The organism is Chitinilyticum piscinae, from assembly GCF_015223195.1.
Lineage (GTDB): Bacteria > Pseudomonadota > Gammaproteobacteria > Burkholderiales > Chitinibacteraceae > Chitinilyticum > Chitinilyticum piscinae.
Genome location: NZ_JADFUA010000001.1, coordinates 282,977 through 303,024 on the forward strand (window position 1 = coordinate 282,977; position 20,048 = coordinate 303,024).

19 protein-coding genes are annotated in these 20,048 nt (G+C 61.9%); 12 read left to right on the forward strand and 7 right to left on the reverse strand.

All coding sequences use genetic code 11. The features are described 5' to 3' along the window. The first annotated feature begins 115 nt into the window (after positions 1 to 115). Positions 116 to 2,518, forward strand: coding sequence for an ATP-binding protein (locus INR99_RS01335; protein WP_194114486.1), 2,403 nt, complete (start codon positions 116 to 118; stop codon positions 2,516 to 2,518). Between the two features lie 70 nt (positions 2,519 to 2,588). Here the strand turns inward: INR99_RS01335 and secA are convergent, their stop codons facing one another. Together secA and INR99_RS01345 are read right to left on the reverse strand one after the other, a co-directional pair. Next, positions 2,589 to 5,318 (reverse strand): preprotein translocase subunit SecA, encoded by a 2,730-nt coding sequence (secA, locus tag INR99_RS01340; protein WP_194114487.1) that lies wholly within the window; start codon positions 5,316 to 5,318, stop codon positions 2,589 to 2,591. 106 nt (positions 5,319 to 5,424) lie between these two features. Continuing rightward, positions 5,425 to 6,300, reverse strand: coding sequence for a M23 family metallopeptidase (locus INR99_RS01345; RefSeq protein ID WP_194114488.1), 876 nt, complete (start codon positions 6,298 to 6,300; stop codon positions 5,425 to 5,427). A 25-nt stretch (positions 6,301 to 6,325) separates the two neighbouring features. Here INR99_RS01345 and INR99_RS01350 point away from each other — a divergent pair, with 25 nt between their 5' ends. Further along, positions 6,326 to 6,763, forward strand: coding sequence for a DciA family protein (locus INR99_RS01350; protein WP_194114489.1), 438 nt, complete (start codon positions 6,326 to 6,328; stop codon positions 6,761 to 6,763). A 33-nt stretch (positions 6,764 to 6,796) separates the two neighbouring features. On the opposite strand, the gene INR99_RS01355 is transcribed toward INR99_RS01350, so the two are convergent. Both INR99_RS01355 and INR99_RS01360 read right to left on the reverse strand, forming a co-directional pair. Further along, a complete protein-coding gene (locus INR99_RS01355; RefSeq protein ID WP_194114490.1) occupies positions 6,797 to 7,435 on the reverse strand; it encodes a thiol:disulfide interchange protein DsbA/DsbL in 639 nt (212 codons plus the stop codon). A gap of 56 nt (positions 7,436 to 7,491) precedes the next feature. Then, complete coding sequence (locus INR99_RS01360; protein WP_194114491.1) at positions 7,492 to 8,136, reverse strand: SPOR domain-containing protein; 645 nt, start codon at positions 8,134 to 8,136, stop codon at positions 7,492 to 7,494. A gap of 426 nt (positions 8,137 to 8,562) precedes the next feature. On the opposite strand from INR99_RS01360, the gene argH reads away from it, so the two are divergent. From argH to INR99_RS01375, 3 genes are all read left to right on the forward strand, one after another. Next, positions 8,563 to 9,951, forward strand: coding sequence for an argininosuccinate lyase (argH, locus tag INR99_RS01365; protein WP_194114492.1), 1,389 nt, complete (start codon positions 8,563 to 8,565; stop codon positions 9,949 to 9,951). Positions 9,952 to 10,046: 95 nt separating this feature from the next. Continuing rightward, the gene (locus INR99_RS01370; RefSeq protein WP_194114493.1) at positions 10,047 to 10,505 is read left to right on the forward strand and encodes a GNAT family N-acetyltransferase; all 459 of its coding nucleotides are present in this window, start codon (positions 10,047 to 10,049) and stop codon (positions 10,503 to 10,505) included. A gap of 88 nt (positions 10,506 to 10,593) precedes the next feature. Then, positions 10,594 to 11,292, forward strand: coding sequence for a hypothetical protein (locus tag INR99_RS01375; protein WP_194114494.1), 699 nt, complete (start codon positions 10,594 to 10,596; stop codon positions 11,290 to 11,292). 5 nt (positions 11,293 to 11,297) lie between these two features. On the opposite strand, the gene INR99_RS01380 is transcribed toward INR99_RS01375, so the two are convergent. Beyond that, complete coding sequence (locus INR99_RS01380; protein ID WP_194114495.1) at positions 11,298 to 11,852, reverse strand: thioredoxin family protein; 555 nt, start codon at positions 11,850 to 11,852, stop codon at positions 11,298 to 11,300. A gap of 58 nt (positions 11,853 to 11,910) precedes the next feature. Next, positions 11,911 to 12,234 carry a hypothetical protein gene (locus tag INR99_RS01385; RefSeq protein WP_194114496.1) on the reverse strand — a complete coding sequence of 108 codons (324 nt, stop codon included), beginning with the start codon at positions 12,232 to 12,234 and terminating at the stop codon, positions 11,911 to 11,913. Positions 12,235 to 12,361: 127 nt separating this feature from the next. Between INR99_RS01385 and INR99_RS01390 the strand changes: the two genes are divergently transcribed. Further along, complete coding sequence (locus INR99_RS01390) at positions 12,362 to 13,606, forward strand: D-amino acid dehydrogenase (RefSeq protein WP_194114497.1); 1,245 nt, start codon at positions 12,362 to 12,364, stop codon at positions 13,604 to 13,606. Here INR99_RS01390 and INR99_RS01395 read toward each other — a convergent pair. Next, positions 13,594 to 14,502, reverse strand: a complete 909-nt coding sequence (locus tag INR99_RS01395) for a LysR substrate-binding domain-containing protein (protein WP_194114498.1) — start codon at positions 14,500 to 14,502, stop codon at positions 13,594 to 13,596. The genes INR99_RS01390 and INR99_RS01395 overlap by 13 nt on opposite strands. Before the next feature lie 93 nt (positions 14,503 to 14,595). Between INR99_RS01395 and INR99_RS01400 the strand changes: the two genes are divergently transcribed. From INR99_RS01400 to INR99_RS01425, 6 genes are all read left to right on the forward strand, one after another. Further along, a complete protein-coding gene (locus INR99_RS01400) occupies positions 14,596 to 14,853 on the forward strand; it encodes a DUF2917 domain-containing protein (protein ID WP_194114499.1) in 258 nt (85 codons plus the stop codon). Then, the gene (locus INR99_RS01405; RefSeq protein WP_194114500.1) at positions 14,846 to 15,340 is read left to right on the forward strand and encodes a DUF3291 domain-containing protein; all 495 of its coding nucleotides are present in this window, start codon (positions 14,846 to 14,848) and stop codon (positions 15,338 to 15,340) included. The genes INR99_RS01400 and INR99_RS01405 overlap by 8 nt, the downstream gene beginning before the upstream one ends. Before the next feature lie 496 nt (positions 15,341 to 15,836). Beyond that, complete coding sequence (locus INR99_RS01410; protein ID WP_194114501.1) at positions 15,837 to 16,262, forward strand: ATP-binding protein; 426 nt, start codon at positions 15,837 to 15,839, stop codon at positions 16,260 to 16,262. Between the two features lie 67 nt (positions 16,263 to 16,329). Further along, positions 16,330 to 16,674, forward strand: a complete 345-nt coding sequence (locus INR99_RS01415; protein ID WP_194114502.1) for an STAS domain-containing protein — start codon at positions 16,330 to 16,332, stop codon at positions 16,672 to 16,674. Positions 16,675 to 16,688: 14 nt separating this feature from the next. After that, positions 16,689 to 18,707 carry a SpoIIE family protein phosphatase gene (locus INR99_RS01420; RefSeq protein WP_194114503.1) on the forward strand — a complete coding sequence of 673 codons (2,019 nt, stop codon included), beginning with the start codon at positions 16,689 to 16,691 and terminating at the stop codon, positions 18,705 to 18,707. Next, the gene (locus INR99_RS01425) at positions 18,704 to 19,975 is read left to right on the forward strand and encodes an ABC transporter substrate-binding protein (RefSeq protein WP_308431424.1); all 1,272 of its coding nucleotides are present in this window, start codon (positions 18,704 to 18,706) and stop codon (positions 19,973 to 19,975) included. Before INR99_RS01420 ends, INR99_RS01425 begins: the two co-directional genes overlap by 4 nt. Positions 19,976 to 20,048: the final 73 nt, after the last annotated feature.

The following is a 20,048-nucleotide window of genomic DNA, read 5'->3' on the forward strand; positions in this document are numbered from 1 at the left end:
GGCAAAGGATGCCATTATGCCGTGATCGCCAGCACCGGCTGTAGTACATGGTTCGGCTGTTTCATTTGACCGACACGCTGACTATGCTGAAACAGATCCATTCACCGGTTTTACCATGCCCATTCCCGTCTCGCCCCTGACCGCCGAAATGCTGGCACGCATCGCCGCCATTCCCGCCGACCGGCAGAATGATGCCCGCGAACTGTGCGAGATCGCCTTCGAACAGGCGCGCGAGCGGCGTGATTACAGCGGCTTCGTCGCAATTGCCGAGCTGTACGGCCACATCATGGACAACCTCGGCAAGGCGGTGCTGGCGCGTGACCGGATGTATGAAGCACTGCAGATTGCCCAGTCACTGCATCTGTTTTCCGCCGAAGCGCATCTGCTCGAATCAATCGGCCGCAGTTATTACGTCCAGGGGGACTATCACAGCGCCTTGCAATTCTGGGCCCGCTGCATCGAGGTCGCGACACTGGCACAGGAATGGGTCACCCAGATCATGGCCTATATCGGCCTGGGCATGATCCATGATGCTTTGAAGGATCCCGCGACGGCGGTGCAGATCCATCGCAATGCCCTGCAACGCATGCACGAACACGGTTTGCAGGATCCCTATCTGGAAGCCAAGGCACGGATCAACCTCGGGCAGAACCTGCGCCAGACGGGTGATTTCGCCGGTGCCGTCCAGGAATACGAACGGGCACGCGAACTCTGCCTGGCCAACCAGCTGACCGAATTTGCCACCGAAACCGCCTTCCGGCTCGCCGAAGTCTTGCTGATGCAGCAGCAAGGCGATGCCGCACGACCGCTGCTGACCCAGGCACTCGCGATTGCCGAGCAGGCCGGTTACAGCTGGACCCGTATCAATGTACTCAGGCTGCAGGGCTTGCTGGAAATGCAGCAGCAGCGACCGGCACAGGGGCTGCCACTGCTGCAGCAGGCCATTGCCCTGGCGCACGACATCGCCAACGAACATCTGGAGGCTGCCGTTCTGCTTGATGCCGCCGAATGCGCGGCCGCTGCCGGCTCGCTGACACAGGCGCTGGACTACTATCGCCAGGGGCATCAGCTGGAGCTGAGCATCGTGCGCGAGGCCGCGCCACAGCGCATGGGTGAGCTGGAAAACTGGGCTGGGCTGCACCCCAACACCAGCCAGCTGCTGCTGGAGCTGTCCAATAGCCCCAGCATCGATACCGGCGAACTGGATGCCGCATTTGCCGCCATCTGCGCCACCGGCTGCCAGGTCATGGATGTCCAGCGCTGCGGCATCTGGCTGTATGACGCCGACGCCGGTACGCTGGGTTGCAGCTATCTGTGCCGCGGCGGGCTGCCCGCCGAGCTGCCGCGCAGCCGGATCGACGCCCGTGAATGCCCTGCCGTGTTCGAATGGCTGGCCCGCGGCGGGCCGCTGGTTGCGCATGATGCGCGTCATCACCAGCTAACCTGGGAGCTGCATGCCCGCTACCTGGCCCCAAATCATGTCTTCTCGCTGCTGGGATTTCCCTTGCGGGTTGAGCGGCGGGTTGTCGCGGTCCTGTTGTGCGAAGCCAGCGGAGCCCAGCGCAACTGGTCACCGATCGAGGTCGCCCGCGGCGGACAGCTGGCCGATATTGCCGCGCGCGCGCTGATCAATCATGAACGGCAGCTGGACCAGCAGAACATCCAGCAACTCAATACCGAGCTGACCAGTGCCAACGAAGCACTGGAAGCACGCGTTGCGGCGCGAACTGCCGAACTTGAACAAGCAATGACGCAGCTGGTGCAGACCGAAAAAATGGCCGCGCTGGGCAGTCTGGTAGCCGGGGTGGCTCACGAGCTCAATACACCGCTAGGTATATCGCTAACCACCGCAACCACCTTCGGAGAAGAAGCACGTACCCTGCAGCAAAAAGTGCAAGCGGGCGCGATCAAGCGCAGCGAACTGGACACCTTCCTGGTCCAGACCAGCGAGGCAGCCCGGCTGATCGAGCACAATTGCTGGCGGGCCGCCGAAATGATCGCCAACTTCAAGCAGGTTGCCGTTGATACCGCCTCCGACCTGCGCCGCCACTTCAATCTGGCGACCACAGTGAATGAAGTGCTGTTTGCCCTCAAGCCACGCTACAAGCACACCCCCTACCGCATCGAAACCGAACTGCCTGAGGACCTGGAATTCGACAGCTATCCCGGTGCACTGGAACAGGTACTGGGTAATCTGGTACTCAATGCCATCATGCACGGATTTGACGGTCGCCCCGATGGCGTCATCCGCATCACCGCCACTCGCAGCAGCAAACAGCAGGTGCAGCTGGCTGTCGAGGATAATGGCCGCGGAATCCCGGCGGAATTGCACAAGCGGGTATTCGAACCCTTCTTTACCACCAAATTCGGCCAGGGCGGCAGCGGACTCGGCCTGTACCTGGTTTACACGCTGGTGTGCGGGCGGCTCGCCGGGCAAATCGAACTGGTCAGCGCCCCGGATCACGGCGCGCGCTTTATCATGACCCTGCCGGTGATTCACCCTGACGCGTCAGTCTGAACAAGGCTGCGCCGCTCACCAACAACAACGGCAACCCGCAGGTTGCCGTTGTTGTTGGTGCCACTGGAACTCAGTTCAGTGCGCCATGGCAGTGCTTGAACTTCTTGCCCGAGCCGCAGGGGCAGGGCTCGTTGCGGCCAACATTGGCATACGGATTGTTTGCCGGCGTCGGCTGGAAAGTGTGCTCGGCGCTGGCCAGCGAGCTTTCGCCACCGAAGGCCGTCTGGGCTTCATCATGGCGGAACTGCATGACGTCTTCCGGCAGTGCTTCCGGCTCCGGCATTTCGACATCTTCAGGGCTGCGAATCTGTACCTTCATGATGACCGAAATGGTGTCGCGCTTGATGCGGGCCAGCAGGTCGGAGAACAGCTCGAAGGATTCGCGCTTGTATTCCTGTTTCGGGTTCTTCTGGGCATAGCCGCGCAGATGAATCCCCTGGCGCAGATGATCCAGTGCCGAGAGGTGTTCACGCCAGTGCTGGTCGAGGAATTGCAGCAGCACCGAACGTTCGAAGTGGCGGAAACCCTGCTCGCCGGCCTGCTCGATCTTGCTGGCATACAAGGCTCTGGCCGCATCGATGACCCGCTGACGCATGTCGTCGGTGGACAGGCCGGTTTCTTCCTTGACCCACACCGATACCGGCAGCACCAGATCCATGTCGGCCAGCTCGCGCTCCAGCCCTGCCGGATCCCAGATTTCCTCCATGGCATTCGGCGGGATGTACTGGTCGAACAGTTCGCCGAAATAGCCGTCACGCAGGGCGGCAATGGTCTCGGCGACATCGTCATGCTCGAGCAGTTCGTTGCGCTGGGCATAAATCGCCTTGCGCTGTTCGTTGGCCACATCATCGTATTCCAGCAACTGCTTGCGGATATCGAAGTTGCGGCCTTCGACCTTGCGCTGTGACGATTCGATGGCACGGCTGACCATGCGGGATTCGATGGCTTCGCCTTCCGGAATCTTCAGCATGCTCATCACCGCCGACACACGCTCGCCACCGAAGATGCGCAGCAGCGGATCTTCCAGCGACAGATAGAATCGGCTGGAGCCCGGATCACCCTGACGGCCGGAACGGCCGCGCAGCTGATTGTCGATACGGCGGGATTCGTGGCGCTCGGTCCCGATGATGTGCAGACCACCGGCAGCAACCACGGCATCGTGCACCGGCTGCCAGGCAGCCTTAAGCTGAGCGATGGCGGCATGCTTGTCGTCATCATTCAGTTCGGCATTTTTCTCGATTTCGCGGATCTTGCCTTCCAGGCTGCCGCCCAGCACGATATCGGTACCGCGACCGGCCATATTGGTCGCGATCGTGACAGCGCCGGGGCTGCCGGCCTGCGCGACGATGTCGGCTTCACGGGCATGCTGCTTGGCGTTCAGCACGTTGTGCTCGATACCGGCTTCGTTCAGCAGGCCGGACAGCAGCTCGGACTGCTCGATCGAGGTAGTACCCACCAGCACCGGCTGCTGCCGCTCGCGGCAATCCTTGATGTCGGCAATGATCGCGTGGTACTTCTCCATCGCGGTCTTGTAGACTTGATCCTGGCGATCCTGACGGATCATCGGGCGGTTGGTCGGGATGATCACGGTTTCCAGGCCATAGATCTGCTGGAACTCGTAGGCTTCGGTATCGGCCGTACCGGTCATGCCGGCAAGCTTGCCGTACATGCGGAAGTAGTTCTGCAGCGTGATGCTGGCCAACGTCTGGTTTTCCTGGTTGACGGTCACGCCTTCCTTGGCCTCGACCGCCTGGTGCAGGCCATCGGACCAGCGGCGGCCGGTCTGCAGACGGCCGGTGAATTCGTCGACGATGACAATCTCGCCATCCAGGACGACATAATCCTTGTCGCGGACAAACAGTGCATGCGCTTTCAGTGCGGCATTCAGGTGGTGCACCAGCGAGATGTTGCTGGCGGTATAAAGGCTATCACCTTCGGCGAGCAGCCCCATCTGGGTCAGGATGCCTTCGACCTTCTCGTGGCCGGCTTCGGAGAGCAGGACCGAGTTGGCCTTTTCATCAACAAAATAATCGCCCTCGCCTTCTTCCTCTTCCTGCTTGCTCAGCATGGGCGGCACGGCGTTCATGGCCTGATAGAGTTCGGTGCTATCGTCGGCAGGACCGGAAATGATCAGCGGAGTACGGGCTTCGTCGATCAGGATGGAGTCCACCTCGTCGACAATCGAGTAGGCAAGGCCGCGCTGCACGCGTTCTTCCTTGCGGAAGGCCATATTGTCGCGCAGGTAATCGAAACCGAATTCGTTATTGGTACCGTAGGTGATGTCGCAGGCATAGGCATGCTGCTTTTCATCATGCGTTTTGCCGCTCAGGTTGACGCCGCAGCTTAAGCCCAGGAAGTTGTAGAGCTTGCCCATGATGCCGGCATCACGACTGGCCAGATAGTCATTCACGGTAATGACATGCACGCCCTTGGCGGTCAGCGCATTCAGGTAAGCCGGCAGCGTGGCCACCAGCGTCTTGCCTTCACCGGTGCGCATTTCGGAAATCTTGCCCTGATGCAGCGTCAGACCACCAATGAGCTGTACATCGAAATGGCGCATGCCCAGTACGCGAACCGAGCCTTCGCGACACACGGCAAAGGCTTCCGGCAGCAGCTGATCCAGTGTTTCCCCCTTGGCCAGGCGTTCCTTGAATTCGGCGGTCTTGGCTCGCAGCTCGTCATCGCTCAGAGCCTGCATCTGCGGCTCAAGCGCATTGATCTGCTTCACGATCGCGCGATATTGCTTGAGCAGCCGGTCGTTACGGCTTCCGAATACTTTTTTGAACAGGGTAGAAATCATGGTTTTATCAACTCACCCGTGCCGGGCATGGTTTTTATGTATGGAGCAGCGTCGCAGCATGAACCCCGTAAGATATGGCGTCAAGCTCCGCCAGTTCAAGTGCCGTTCACCCACCCGGATTAGTGCTGGCCAGTACCTCCGGCGCAACAAAGCGCAGCGGGTTCTGGGCAACCCCCATGAAGCGGATTTCGAAATGCAGGTGTGGACCGGTCGAACGGCCGGTACTGCCGACCCGGGCAATCTCCTGCCCCACCTTGATCTGCGCCCCCTCGGCCACCAGCAGCTCGCTGGCGTGAGCATAACGGCTGGTCACACCATTGCCGTGATCGAGGTCAATCATGTTGCCATACTGCGGATGCCAGCCGGCAAAGCGCACCAGGCCGTCGGCTGCCGCCTGGATCGGCGTACCGGTCGGCGCGGAAAAATCCAGTCCCTCATGGAAGGCCTGGGTGCCGCGGAAGGGATCGCTGCGCCAGCCAAAGCTGGATGTCTGCATGCCAGTGGCAATCGGAGCATGTACCGGCAGCCGTGAGGCACTCGGCTGCAGCAGCAGAGTGTGTGCAACATTGAGCGCATCCAGCGCGCCCTGTGCCTGCAGATCGCTTTGCTGCAGCGCGCTGGCCAGTTCATCCAGCCCCGGCAGCGCGCTCTGGCGGAATACCCCGCCACGCGCGGCAACGCCACTGGCCACAAAGGGCTTGATATCCAGACCGGTGCGCTTGCCGACTTCGACGGCAAGCTGATCCATGCGCAGCAGACGCGCCTGCAGCTCACCGACCTGCATTGCCAGTGCATCCAGCTGTGCCCGCTCGACAGGGGTCATACTGCGCGGACTAGCCCCGGGGACAGCCACGCCCACCCGCCCTGCCCAGTAACCGGCCAGCACCAGCACCAGCACCAGCGGCACCGAACACAGCGCCAGTTGCCAGCCAGTCATGCTGACGGCCTTTGCCAAACGGTCGGAAACCACAATAACATTCATGGCTAACCCTCCTTGCAGATTACCGATGAAGCGTTTTTCCGCCCGCAACCCGCTGCAGACCGATCCGCAACTGCGGCCACTGCTGCGCCAGGTCGCCGAACTGGAGCGCGTGCTGCAAGCCTTGCGCCGGTCCCTGCCCACGGAAGTCGCCGCCTGCTGCCTGGCAGCCAGCTGGTCGGGCAACCAGCTGATCGTGGCCGTGAGCAGCGGTGCCGCAGCCATGCGGCTGAAGCAATGTGCGCCGGCCGCCCTGCGTCAGCTGCAGGCCACAGGCATTGCCGTGAGCCAGATCACGCCACGGATCAGCAGCGCGCTGCTGCCTGCGTGGCAACCACCCAAAACACTGGCCATGACCGACGCGGCCACCCGCGCCTTTGAAACACTCGCCGACCAGGTCCATGATGATGGCCTGAAAGACGCCATCCATTCCCTGCTGGCCCATCATGCAAAACGCAGGCTCTGAAAGCCTGCGTTTCCCAATCTTCTGCCAGGCGACCTACTTCGCCTTGCCGGACTTGCTGCGCTCCATGGCAATCAGCGCATCGACATTTTTCAGCACCGACTCTTCACCGGCGCCTTCGATGCCACGAGCGACATAGCGGCCATTCACGATGAAGCGCGGCACGCCATCGACACCATAATCACGGGTCAATTTGGCCAGATTGGTCTGCATCACACCCATGCTGAAGCCGTTATAGATTCCCTTGAACTTCTCGACGTCAACGCCCTGGGTCTTCAGCCAGGAATACAGCACCTCTTCGCGGCGCAGCTCCAGCTTGTCCTGGAAAATGGCCTTGAATACGGCCGGCTGCAGCTTGGTATCCAGCCCCATCGCCTGCAGGGTCAAGAATAGCTTGACGTGCCCCTGCCGGCTGGAATCTTCCCAGTTGATGTGGATGCGGCGGAAATTCACATCCTTGGGCAGCTTGGCAGACCAAGCTTCCACGAACGGCTCAATGGCATTGCAGTGCGGGCAGCCATACCAGTAAAACTCGATCACCTCGATCTTGCCGGGCACGGCGACCGGCATCGGCTTGGCCAGCAGCGTGTAATCCTTGCCCTGCTGCGGTGCAGCCTGAGCCAGGCCCGCCAACAGCAGCCCCAGCATCACCATCACTTTACTCAACCAGCGCATTGCGTTCTCCCTTGCTATGGGTGTTGTTTGCCTACATTTACCCCGACTGCCGGGGCTTATTTGCTACGGATTACCGTGCTATCGATGCCATTGGCCTTGAGCTGTGCGCGGGTGCGATCCAGCTCCTCGGCCGTGGCATAGGGACCGACACGGACTCGGTGCCACACGCCCTTGTCCGGCACTTCACTGGTCAGAATGCGCGACTCGATGCCGATCAGCGCCAGCTTGGCCTTCAGATTATCGGCATCGGCCTCGTTCTGGAAAGCGCCAGCCTGCAACCAGCCGCCTTTGGCCGCTTCGACTTTTGATGCCGCGCTAGCCTCGGGCTTCGGTTTGGCAGTTGGCACGGGGGTGGGCGCCGGCCGGGTTGCCTTGCTCTCGCTTTCCGGAAGCATCTTGTAGAAATCGAATTCGGTGGTACTGGCATCGGCCGCCGCACTGGCTGCTGCCGGTGGCGCAACCTCGTCCTTGCCGCGAGCGGGACGCAGGACTTCCGGCTTGGTTTCCACCGCCTGTGACGCAGCGCTCTGGCTGGCGGGGGTCTTGCCGGTAAAGGGGCTGGCACTGCGATTGAGATAGACGGTAACCCCCACCGCAACGGCGACACCGATAAACAGGCCGATGAGCAGGCCGGCCAGCAGCGAGCTGCCCCCGCCGGAAGAATGGCCAGAACTGCGTGGTTTACGGGAAGGTGCGGGCATGCTGGGTGGGTCTCCGAAACTGATTCTTACCGGAAGGTCGCGGGATTATACGCCCGCATTGGCCCAACCGACCATGAATGAACGCGGCAGGCCTTGCTGTCGGTCACTGCCACAACACTGCACAGCACCGGACTCCTGCAGCGTATGGCGAGCAGCCCTCAACAGCAACCGTGCCGCTCTTAGTCGGGCAATCACCTCCATGAGTTCCCGACCCTCATAGAAAGCCATCAGCATACATCACCATGTATCACCCCAAACAACGCCATCAACAAGACATTCACGGAAATACCCAGCAAAGACCTACATCAACACTGCTCGATGCAGCGCCTGTTACCCCCCGGCTGGCGACATGTCTGCGCCTGCAGCCCAAGCCCGCCGCGGCACTGGTATAATTGCCGGCATTTTTGCCCATTCAGGATTTCCCCCATGCAGGACTCTGGCAACAAGACGTGGTCTGGCCGCTTCAACGAACCCGTCACCGAACTCGTCAAGCGCTACACCGCTTCCGTGAATTTCGACAAGCGCATGGCCGAGGTCGACATTCAGGGCTCGCTCGCGCACGCCCAGATGCTGAACAAGGTCGGCGTGCTCAGCCTGGAAGACCTGCAAGCCATCCAGACCGGCATGGCCGACATCCTGCGGGAAATCAACGCCGGCACCTTCGAGTGGAGCCTCGATCTCGAAGACGTGCACATGAACATCGAAAAGCGCCTGACCGAGCGCGTCGGCGATGCGGGCAAGCGCCTGCACACCGGTCGCAGCCGCAATGACCAGGTTGCCACCGACATCCGCCTCTACCTGCGCGGCGCCACTGACACCACCATCAAGCTTATCCGCGAGGTGCAGATGAGCCTGGTGGATCTGGCCGAGAAGAATTCGTCCGTAGTCATGCCAGGCTTCACCCACTTGCAAGTGGCACAGCCGGTCACCTTCGGCCACCACATGCTGGCCTACGTGGAAATGCTGGGCCGCGACGCCGAGCGCTTCATTGATGCCCGCAAGCGCATCAACCGCATGCCGCTGGGCTCGGCGGCGCTGGCCGGCACCACCTACCCGATCGACCGTCTGTACACCGCGCAGCTGTTGGGCTTTGAGGGTGTGTGCGAGAACTCGCTGGATGCCGTATCCGACCGTGACTTCGCCATCGAATTCACCGCTGCGGCCGCACTGGTGATGACGCACCTGTCACGCCTGTCCGAAGAACTGATCCTGTGGATGAGCCCGCGCTTCGGCTTCATCGACATCGCCGACCGCTTCTGCACCGGCAGCTCGATCATGCCGCAGAAAAAGAACCCGGATGTGCCGGAGCTGGTGCGCGGCAAGACCGGCCGTGTCAACGGCAATCTGGTATCGCTGCTGACGCTGATGAAGGGCCAGCCGCTGGCGTACAACAAGGACAACCAGGAAGACAAGGAACCGCTGTTCGACACCGTCGACACCCTGTCCGATACCCTGCGCATCTACGCCGACATGATGCGCGGCATCACCGTCAAGCCAGAGGCCATGGAGCGTGCCGTGCGCCAGGGCTTCGCCACTGCCACCGACCTGGCCGACTACCTGGTGAAAAAGGGCCTGCCCTTCCGTGACGCGCACGAAGCGGTCGCACTGGCGGTGCGCTATGCCGAACAGAAGAAAAAGGACCTGTCCGAGCTCTCGCTGGTCGAACTGCAGAGTTTCTCGGCACTGATTGCGGACGACATCTTCAGCATCCTGACCTTCGAAGGTTCGCTGAACGCCCGTGATCACGTCGGTGGCACCGCCCCCTTCCAGGTATTGGTGCAGGTGGCCAAGTGGCGCGAGCGCCTTGGCAATTAAGACAGGTATGCCGATGAAACCCTTTCAATAAAAGGGCTACATGCTTATACCCACACAGGCTCCGCAAGGAGCCTGTGGCTTTTCAAGGAAACGACATGCTCAAGTGGCACTGGCATACGCTGGACACAATCCCTTCGCGCGTCCTGTTCGATTACCTGCGTCTGCGCAGTGACATCTTCGTGGTCGAGCAGACCTGCATCTTTTCCGACATGGATGAGTACGACGAAGCCGCCTGGCATCTGGTCGGCCTGGACGAGGCTGGTCGCGTACAGGCCGGCTTGCGTCTGCTGGCACCCGGGGTCAAATACACGTCGCCATCGCTGGGACGCATCGTGCTTGCCGCGCCCCTGCGCGGCGCGGGCCTTGCCGACACCCTGCTACAGGAAGGATTGCGCCAGTCAGAAGTACTCTATCCGGGCTGTGGCAACCGCATCGGCGCTCAGGCCAGACTGCAGCGCTTTTACGAGCGCCAGGGCTACGTGCGTGATGGCGATGAATACGATGAGGATGGCATACCGCACATCGAGATGCAGTTCGACCGTCCAGCGGCATAGCGCTGCCGCCGGGCAACCCCGCCCCCCCCTCGCTGGCCGGCAATGCTTACAGTGCATCCATCCACTGGATTCCACTGGAGCAGACGCCATGAAACACCTGATTCTTGCCGCCGCACTGGGCTTCGCGGTGGCCCCGCTGCCGGCGCTGGCCGCCGAAAGCACCACGACCACCCAATCCAGCCCGACACAAAGTCAGCTGGTCAGCAGCTATAGCGGCTGGGCGGGCTCCAGGCAGAATTCGCAGGCTCTGGTTGGCGCGCTACGCAACGGAGGCACCGCGACACTGACCGACAGCAGCGGTCAGAGCAGTACGGTCAGCGCCAGCAAGGGCACCGGCTGGGGCAACGTGTCACTGGCGCTGTCGGCAGCCAGCTTTTCACTGTCGCAATACGGCATCACCAATCCCAGCCCCTCGCAGATCAGCGCCGCACTGAACGGGGGCACCATCATGACCAGCAGTGGCCAGGTCTCGCTGCAAGGCGTACAGAGCATGCGGGACAGCGGCATGGGCTGGGGGCAGATTGCCGCCGCACTGGGAACGACAGTCGGCCAGCTGCAAGGCAAAGGCCACCAGAAATCTGCCGCGGCACCAGGCAAATCCGACAAGGGCGATGATGCCAACGCCAACGGCAAGGCCAAGGCGGAAGCCAAAAGCAATAACGCCCAGGGACATGCATCAGGTGAAGGCGGTAGCAAAGGGAATGCCAGTGGGGGCCACGGCAATGGCGCTGGTGGGGGTAACGGTGGCGGGAATGGTGGAGGAGGGGGCAAAGGCGGCGGCCACTAAGCCATTCAGTCTTCACGCCACTTGATATTGCAGCCGATGCCTGGCTGCTGCACGGCCGGCGCCCCCTCGCCGGCGACCAGTGCCGCCACGGCGCCCAGCAGATCGGCACCATCCGGCTTGCCCTTGCCGGGGCGAGAGGCATCAAACTGCCCGCGATAGAACAGCTGCAGACGACTATCGAACAGGAAGAAATCCGGGGTGCACGCGGCGTGAAAGGCGCGCGCCACATCCTGGGTCGCGTCGAACAGATAGGGAAAGCTGTAGCCCAGCCCCTCTGCCTGCAGCGCCATCTCGGCCGGCGCATCGGCCGGGTAGGCCTGCGGATCGTTGCTGGAAATCGCCACCATGCCAACCCCTTCTTCGGCCAGAATCGTTCCCAGGGGCGCCAGCTGGCCATTCAGATGCTGCACATAAGGGCAGTGGTTGCAGATAAAGGCCACCAGCAAGCCGTGCTGGCCGGCCAGTGCCGATAATGTATACGGTGTGCCGCGCCCGTCGGCCAATGTGGCATCGGGCAGCGGCATCCCCAGCGGGGGCATGGTGGAAGGAGTCAGCGCCATGATCGTGGAGAGCCTGTGAGTCCGGGAACCCCCAGTATAGAGGGCCATCCCGCAAGGATCAGGCGGCCTCGCACTCCGGCAGGCAGGCGGAGCCAAACAGCGCTTCGCATTCGGACAAGGACAGCAGCTGCCCACAACGCTCCAGTGGCAGCCCCAGTGCCAAGCCCAGCCGTCTGGCCTGGGCCTCGACACGCGGGGCAAACACCTCCATGTCACGGGCCGCTGCAGCGTAATGCTCCCATTCCTCGCGGGTTGCGGCATCGGCAGCCTTGCTCCAGAACGCAGTGATTCCCGCGCGGCAGGCTTGCGCACTGGCAACACGGGCATTGTATTCGGCGACGCTGTAGAAGCCGGAAACGGTCAGGGGACGCTGCTGATTCATTGCTGATACCTCCTGCCGCTGTTTCGGCAATATCAGGTTTTTCTTTAATACAGGCGCCGCATCAGGGCGAACTACACTGGAAGCAGCGAGTGCCGGCATGGCGCCGCGTTTCCAGCTGGAGTCAAGCATGCATGTGATCATCATCGGTGCCGGCGTGATCGGCATCAGCAGTGCCTGGTATCTGCGTGCCGCCGGTTGCCGGGTAACCGTCATCGACAGCCATCCCGAGGTGGCCATGGAGACCAGCTTCGCCAACGCCGGCCAGCTCTCGGCCGGCTACGCGGCCCCCTGGGCCGCCCCGGGCGTGCCATTGAAGGCCGCGCGCTGGCTGCTGCAGGAGCATGGGCCGCTGCGCATCCGTCCGGATGGCAGCCGCTTCCAGCTGGCCTGGCTGGCACGCCTAACCGCCAATTGCACCGAAGAAGCCTACCTGCGCAACCGGCGCGCCCTGCTGCCGCTGGCCGAATACAGCCTCGCCGAACTGGAGGCGCTGCAGCAGCAAACAGGTATCGCCTATGAAGGGCGTAGGCTGGGCACACTGCAGGTCTTCCGCAAGCCTCGCCAGCTCGATGCCGCCGAACGCGATGCGCGCCTTTTGGGCGAACTCGGCATTGCGCATCACCTGGTCGACGCCGGCAACATCGCCACGATCGAGCCTGCCCTGGCCCGCGCCCGCGTTCCGCTGCTGGGGGCGCTCCACCTGCCCGGCGACGGAACCGGTGACTGCCGCCTGTTCACCCAGCGACTCGCCGCACTGGCCGTGCAGCAGGGCATCACCTTGCGACTGGCAACTACCCTTACGGGTATCCATGAGCAAAGCAGCCATATTGAAGGCGTTCAGCTGGATACCCATGAGCGGCTCGATTGCGATGCCCTGGTCATGGCGGCCGGCTGTGCCAGCCGGCCGCTGCTGCAATCGCTGGGTTTCGATCTGCCGGTGTATCCGGTCAAGGGCTATTCGCTGACCATGCCGCTGCGCGATACGGTGGCCGTACCCCGTTCAACCGTGATGGACGAAACCTACAAGATCGCGCTGACGCGCCTTGACACACGACTGCGCGTCGGGGGCATGGCCGAAGTCGCAGGCTGGGATCGCCAGCTCGACAGCCAGCGGCTGGCGACACTGCACAAGGTCGTCGACGAGCTCTTCCCCGACGCGGCGGAGCGTGGGCAGGCCAGTGCCTGGACCGGCCTGCGGCCGATGACGCCCAATGGTGTTCCGCTGATCGGGCCAACACAGCTCGACGGCCTGTGGCTCAATACCGGCCATGGCACACTGGGCTGGACGCTGGCCTGCGGCTCGGGCAAGTTACTCGCCGACCTCCTCTCGGGCAAGCCCCCGGCGCTGTCTGCGGCCCCCTACCGGCTCTGAGCACTCACCCATGCCTGCATCTGCGCCGCGCTGCGCTGCGCGGCGGCACTGACCCAGTGGCGGAATTCCTGCAGTTTGGCTGAGCCCTCCAGCCGTGGCGCCCATACCAGCCAGTAGCTGAGCGGGTGCGGCACCGCCAAACCGCCCACCGCCGCCAGCCGCCCGGCCAGCAGGTCGTCGAACACCAGCGACAGGCGCAGCAGCGCCACACCCTGCCCCTGCAGCACGGCCTGCTGCACCAGATTATTGTCATTGCAGGCGAGCCGGGGCTCGGGTCGCCAATCCGTCAGGTTCGCCTGCGCCGCCCAGCTGCTCCACTTTTCCATCGTCCCCAAGAGGCGTGCCTGTGGCAGCTGCTGCGGCTGCGCCGGAAAATCAGGCAGATCGGGCCGGCCAACCACCACCAGCCAGTCCGGCAGCAGAAAGGCCGCCTGCAGATCCTCCCACTGGCCACTGCCCATTCGCAGCGCCAGATCAACCTGCCCATTGGCCAGATCATCAAAGCCGATTCCGGCGCGTACCTCAACCCGATATTGCGGGTGCTGTTGCTGGAATTCAGGCAGCCGCGGCATCAGCCAGTGCATGCCAAACGACGGCAGCGTAGCAAGTCGCAACTCGTTGGGGCGCGGGCGCGCCTGCAGCGCGCGGGTGGCCTCCCCCACCTCGCCCAGCGCCAACCGGATGCGCATCGCGTAATACCGGCCATCCTCCGTCGGCACCAGCCGCCGACCCTGTCGCTCGAACAGCGCAATGCCCAGATAATCTTCCAGCGCGGCCAGCTGATGACTGATGGCACTGTGCGTGACCGACAGCGCATCGGCGGCCTTCACGACGCTACCTAGTCGGCAGACCGCCTCGAACGCGCGCAGCGCGGCAAGCGGTGGCAATGCATTCATGTGAATTTCCTTCACAAAAGACCGGAAAAAACGTCGCTTTTACGCGAGTGATTTGTCGATATAGTACACCTGTATGCCAGCGGAATCGCCATCATGACTACCCCCTACCTGCGTCTGGATCTCCTGCCCCACGAGCTGCTGATCGCCGAGCTGCGCCAACCCGCCGCCCTGCTCTGCCAGTCCGGCACGGCCTGGATATCCAGCAGTGCCGTGCGTGCCGATCTGGTGCTGGATGCCGGTGAACGCACCGAACTGGCCGCCGGCCAGCTACTGGTCGAAGGCCCCGCCACCCTGCAATTCAGTGGTGAGCCGCTGCAGTTGATCCCCCGCATCCGGAGCCGCCATGCCTGAACAAAGCCCCCTTTCTTTCAACCCAGACTGGCAACTGGCCCAGATCAACGTAGGCCATGCGCTAGCTCCGCTGGACGACCCGCGCATGGCCGGCTTCACCGGCGAACTGGACGCACTGAATGCGCTCGCCGAACGCAGCCCCGGTTTCATCTGGCGGCTGCAAGATGACAGCGGGAATGCCACATCCATCCTGGCCGGTAGCGATCCGCTGTTGCTGGTCAACATGTCGGTGTGGCAATCGGTCGACAGCCTGGAAGGCTACGTCTATAGCGGCCCGCACCTCGCCAGCCTGAAACAGCGCCGCCAGTGGTTCCGCAAAGCCGAATGGCCTTCCCTGGCGTTGTGGTGGATCCCCGCCGGCCATACCCCCAGCGTCAGCGAGGGAATGTCGAAACTGGAACTCCTGCGCCAGCAAGGCCCGAATCCACAAGCCTTCAGCTTTGCCAGCCGCTGGCCGGAACCGGAATCCGCCACCAGCACGCCTTAATACCCGCAAGGGTACGCCCGCGTGAGCCATATTTATCAATAACCACAACCCCATACATAAAAGACAGTAGCGCATTCCCTCAATAGCAGAGTCGTTCTGGCGGGTTGAATCACCCCTGTGAATCATCAGTTTTGCCTCACGGAACAGACTGGGTTATCGTACGAAGCAGTACTTTATTTGCCGAGACTGTTTGCACTGCGACAGCTTTCTCGAGGAGGAGGCACAGTCAGCTTTAAATTTAAATCAGAAATACTGAACACAGCTCAGGGCTTTTGCGGCGAATGGCGATGCCGTATTAGCGGGCTGTTGAAAAAGCCGGTTTCTTCATCAACACAAACACTAGGCAAAGCTAGTCACAAACCGGCTTCTTTTGCATCAGCAACAAATACGTTTGTTTTACACACATTTTTCCCGGCTTCGCCGAGAAAAACAGGGAACAGGTGGTTTTCCTACGGCCTGTAGGGCTGGATTCCGTTGAATGGTTGGGGATGGGGCGGTGACAACAAGCGACGACAAGGTTCTTGAATACCGGCTCAATTCCGACCTGGCGGCCATTGCCGGACTGGCAGAGGCGGTGACAGCCTTTCTTGCGCAAACACCGCGCATTGCAATGCAGGTCAACCTCTGCCTGGACGAGCTGCTAACAAATACCATCCTCCACGGTTTCGCCGGCGCAAGCGGTCATGAAATTGCGGTTTCGCTGAAACTGGCCGGTGATTGGCTGGAGATCGTCATTAGCGATGACGCACCGGCGTTCGATCCCTTTACCGAAGTGGCTCCGCCGGATCTGGACGCGGAACTGGACGATCGCATCCCTGGTGGTCTGGGGGTGCATTTTGTGCGCAGCTTGATGGATGACTATCGCCTTGTACGCGAGGATGGGCGAAATCGCATCTTGCTGCGCAAAAACCTGCCCGTTTGAATGCAACAGAACAATTCAAGGGTTCGCGCTGATCGCGCTGGCCTAGTCGATGGAGACAAGGAACATCATGGCAATTAGCACCACGCTCGAAACCCTGGCGGATACATCCCTGTTGCGGGCGAGTGGCCGGCTGGACGGCAGCACCTCGCCCCAACTGGAAAAAAATCTCCTGCCCTTGCTGGCAGAGCCGGGCAGCAAGGTACTGCTGGATCTGGCTGAGCTCGATTATGTGTCAAGCGCCGGCCTGCGCATCATCCTGATGGCGGCCAAGCGCGCCAAACAGGCTGGCGGGCGCTTCGTGCTGTGTGGCTTGCAACCCCAGGTGAGCGAGGTGTTCGAGATGAGCGGCTTTACCCGCATTCTGGAACTGGCTGCCTCCGTGGATGAAGGTCGCGGGCGACTCGCGGGCTGAGCGGAGCAACGCAAGTGCGCCTTGCCATCCATTCGCTGAAAGCCCGGATTTTTCTGGCGCTGGCAGCCATTCTCGGCCTGGTGGCCTGCGTGGTCATGGCTCATTCACTGCTGGCCGTGCGCGAATCGGCGATTGTCGCCGAGCAGCGCTCGGTGCAGAACGTGCTGCGCATGGCCGAGCTGGCGATCCGCAGCGAGTACCACACCCTGCTGGCCGGGAAGGTCGCGCTGGTGCAGGAACGCAAGGCACGGTTTCGCGAGTTCGACCGGGTCATCTTGCAAACGCTGGCGCACTATCAGAACCTTGCCACGCAAGGCCAGCTCAGCGAACAGGAAGCACGAACACAAGCACTGGCCTGGCTGCAGAAAATCCGGCCAGTGGGTGGCGAATACCTGCTGGTTTTCGACCGCGATGGCGTGGCGCTGGTCTATCCCGAACCTGCACTGCTGGGTACGCAATTGTCGGGTTACACCGACTTCAAGGGGCGCAGCGTGGTCGCCGCCGCGTGGGACGAAGCGGATCGCTATGGCGAGACGGTGCTGATTTACGACTGGAAGGCGGTCGGTTCGAACCGGCTGGTGCAGCGCTACGGACATTTTCTGCCCTTCCGGCCATGGAACTGGATGGTGGCCTCGGTAGGGCGTGTCGACGAGGTGCAAGGAGAGGCCGATGCCCGTCTGGCGCAATTCCGAACTGAACTGGCACGCAGCCTCGGCCAGGTTGAAGTGAGCGGTAATGGCGCGGTAGTTATCTTCGACGGGCAAGGTCAGTGGGTAGTACCTCCTGCTGCGGCCAATGACGACATTGACCCCCGCGCGAAGACCGCCCTGCGCGCGGCGGCGGGCAATCGGGATGCGGTGCATTTCCAGGGTCGCGACGGACGAGTCATGCAGGGCTGGGCGACCTATGTGCGGGCACTGGACTGGTACGTGGCCGTGGCCGCACCGGAAGCGGCTCTGACTGCACCGGCACGCAATCTGGTCACCCGCCAGGCACTGGTATTTGCCGGTGGTCTCCTGCTCGGCTTGCTGCTGGCCTGGGCGGTCGCCAGCGGCATCGCCCGGCCGCTGGTGCGGCTTGGACAATATGCCAAGGGGCTGGCAGGCGCTGACTTTTCCGCAGCACCAGTGCAAAGTATGCCGGCTGATCTGGCTGACGGCCGCCAGGATGAAATCGGTGCGCTGGCACGCTCTTTTGCCAGCATGGAAACCGCGCTGTACCGCAATGTCCGTTCACTGGTCGAAATCACCGGCGAGCGCGAACGCATCGAAGGCGAGCTCGGCGTGGCACGCGATATCCAGCTTGGCCTGCTGCCCAAGATGTTTCCGGCTTTTCCGGAACGCCCGGAAATCGATCTGCATGCCACACTGGTGTCGGCGCGTGAGATCGGCGGCGATCTCTACGATTTTTTCCTGACGGGCGACACACTCAATTTCACCATCGGCGACGTCGCTGGCAAAGGCGTACCGGCGGCACTGTTCATGGCGATCACCAAAACGCTGATGAAAGCAGCAGGCGAAAGCTGCACGACCCCCGGCGCAGCGGTCTGTCAGGTCAACGACCATCTGGCACGCGACAATCCCAACCTGATGTTCGTCACGGCGTTCAATGGCGTACTGGATTTGCATACCGGCGAGCTGCAATTTGCCAATGCCGGCCACAACCCACCGCTGATCCTGAGAGCCGATGGCCGCTGCGAGATTTTGCGCAACATCAGCGGTCCCGCCCTGGGTGCATTTGAAGACATGGAGTACGCCAGCTTTACGGAATATCTGCAGCCGGGCGACTGGCTTTTGCTGTATACCGATGGCGTTACCGAGGCAATGGATGCTGCCGGGCAGTTGTATGGAGAAACACGGCTCGCGCAATTGATGGCGGCGTGCGACACCCGAGGAAATGCCGAACAACGGGTCAATACGCTGATGGCGGATCTGGCGACGCATGTCGGCGCGGCAGACCAGTCCGATGACATCACGGTGCTGGCAATTCGCTACCTGGGTGCGGCAACACATACCGATAAGGAAGAAACGTGAAACTCTGGAGCTTGATGCTGGCTCTGTTGCTGTGCGCCTGTTCGCCTTCCACCAGCAAGCCGGATGCGGCCAGCACGCCTGCCGTCATGATCGGGGCACTAAGCACCGCCAGCCAGACGGCGGCGAGCACGCCACAGCCACAGGCTCTGTCCGATACGGCGCAGCAAACAGCCAATCGCTGGCCACTCACGCCGCGCCTGAAACCCGATGGCAGCAAGTGGCGCATCGCCTATTACGAGGGTGGGCAGTACCGCGATTATGAAGTCATCCTCAAGGCCACCGTGCGTGGGCTGATGGCGCTGGGCTGGCTGCGCGACATGCCTCTGCCTGCCGAAAACAACCCGCAGGCGGGTGGTTTCTGGCGCTGGCTAGCCGCCAATGCGCGCAGCGATTATCTCGAATTTTTGCCGGATGGCTACCATGCCGCCGGCGATTTCGACCCCAAGTTGCGCCCGGTGGTAGCAGCCAGCCTGCGCACACGCCTGCAGGAGCGGCGCGATATTGACCTGATCATCGCCATGGGTACCTGGGCCGGACAAGATCTGGCCAAGCCCGGCATCGCCACCCCGGTAGTCGTCATGTCCACCAGCAATCCGGTCGCCAGCGGCATTGTTCGCAGCGACAACGATTCCGGCCTTGATCACCTGCACGCCAAAACCGAGCCGGGGCGCTATGGTCGCCAGTTGACGCTGTTTCACGACATTTTCCGCTTCAAGAAGCTGGGAATTGTTTATGAAGACAGCATGGAAGGACGCAGTTTTGCCGCCGTGGACGAAATCGCGGCGATTGCCAACAAGCGTGGGTTTACGGTGCAGACCTGCCATGCCCCCTTCAATGGCGTCAGCCAGCAGGAGGCCGAGGCGCGCGTCACGGCCTGCTACCGCGAAATCGCGCGCGTAGCCGATGCGGTCTACCTTACCGTCCACCGTGGCATTACCCCGCAAACTCTGCCAGCGGTACTTGAACCCCTGACTGCGCAAGGCTTGCCGACCTTTTCAATGCTGGGCGAACAGGAAGTCCGCCAGGGGGCGCTGATGAGCATTGCCCAGCTCGATTACCTGTATGTCGGACGCTTTCACGCCGAAACCATCGCGCGCATTTTCAACGGCGCCCGTCCGCGCCAGCTGCCGCAAGTCTGGCAGGCACCGGCGAAGATCGCACTGAATCTGGAAACAGCCGAACGCATCGGCTACAACCCGCCAGTTGACATTCTGATGGCCAGCGATGAAATCTACGCCCGCATCAGCCCGCCCCCCTCACCACGCTGATTGCTGGCTGGCACACGCCTGTTTCATGCGGAAAAGACGCGGAAATCTCGATACCCGGCCATCTATACTGCTG

Excerpts from the sequence above, each read along its gene's own strand:
- INR99_RS01415 (WP_194114502.1), top strand. The coding sequence starts at position 16,330 with ATGGCAATTAGCACCACGCTCGAAACCCTGGCGGATACATCCCTGTTG.
- INR99_RS01355 (WP_194114490.1), bottom strand. The coding sequence starts at position 7,435 with ATGCGCTGGTTGAGTAAAGTGATGGTGATGCTGGGGCTGCTGTTGGCG.
- INR99_RS01375 (WP_194114494.1), top strand. The coding sequence starts at position 10,594 with ATGAAACACCTGATTCTTGCCGCCGCACTGGGCTTCGCGGTGGCCCCG.
- INR99_RS01380 (WP_194114495.1), bottom strand. The coding sequence starts at position 11,852 with ATGGCGCTGACTCCTTCCACCATGCCCCCGCTGGGGATGCCGCTGCCC.
- INR99_RS01390 (WP_194114497.1), top strand. The coding sequence starts at position 12,362 with ATGCATGTGATCATCATCGGTGCCGGCGTGATCGGCATCAGCAGTGCC.
- INR99_RS01395 (WP_194114498.1), bottom strand. The coding sequence starts at position 14,502 with ATGAATGCATTGCCACCGCTTGCCGCGCTGCGCGCGTTCGAGGCGGTC.
- INR99_RS01345 (WP_194114488.1), bottom strand. The coding sequence starts at position 6,300 with ATGAATGTTATTGTGGTTTCCGACCGTTTGGCAAAGGCCGTCAGCATG.
- INR99_RS01360 (WP_194114491.1), bottom strand. The coding sequence starts at position 8,136 with ATGCCCGCACCTTCCCGTAAACCACGCAGTTCTGGCCATTCTTCCGGC.
- secA (WP_194114487.1), bottom strand. The coding sequence starts at position 5,318 with ATGATTTCTACCCTGTTCAAAAAAGTATTCGGAAGCCGTAACGACCGG.
- INR99_RS01400 (WP_194114499.1), top strand. The coding sequence starts at position 14,596 with ATGACTACCCCCTACCTGCGTCTGGATCTCCTGCCCCACGAGCTGCTG.
- INR99_RS01350 (WP_194114489.1), top strand. The coding sequence starts at position 6,326 with ATGAAGCGTTTTTCCGCCCGCAACCCGCTGCAGACCGATCCGCAACTG.
- argH (WP_194114492.1), top strand. The coding sequence starts at position 8,563 with ATGCAGGACTCTGGCAACAAGACGTGGTCTGGCCGCTTCAACGAACCC.
- INR99_RS01405 (WP_194114500.1), top strand. The coding sequence starts at position 14,846 with ATGCCTGAACAAAGCCCCCTTTCTTTCAACCCAGACTGGCAACTGGCC.
- INR99_RS01385 (WP_194114496.1), bottom strand. The coding sequence starts at position 12,234 with ATGAATCAGCAGCGTCCCCTGACCGTTTCCGGCTTCTACAGCGTCGCC.
- INR99_RS01335 (WP_194114486.1), top strand. The coding sequence starts at position 116 with ATGCCCATTCCCGTCTCGCCCCTGACCGCCGAAATGCTGGCACGCATC.
- INR99_RS01370 (WP_194114493.1), top strand. The coding sequence starts at position 10,047 with ATGCTCAAGTGGCACTGGCATACGCTGGACACAATCCCTTCGCGCGTC.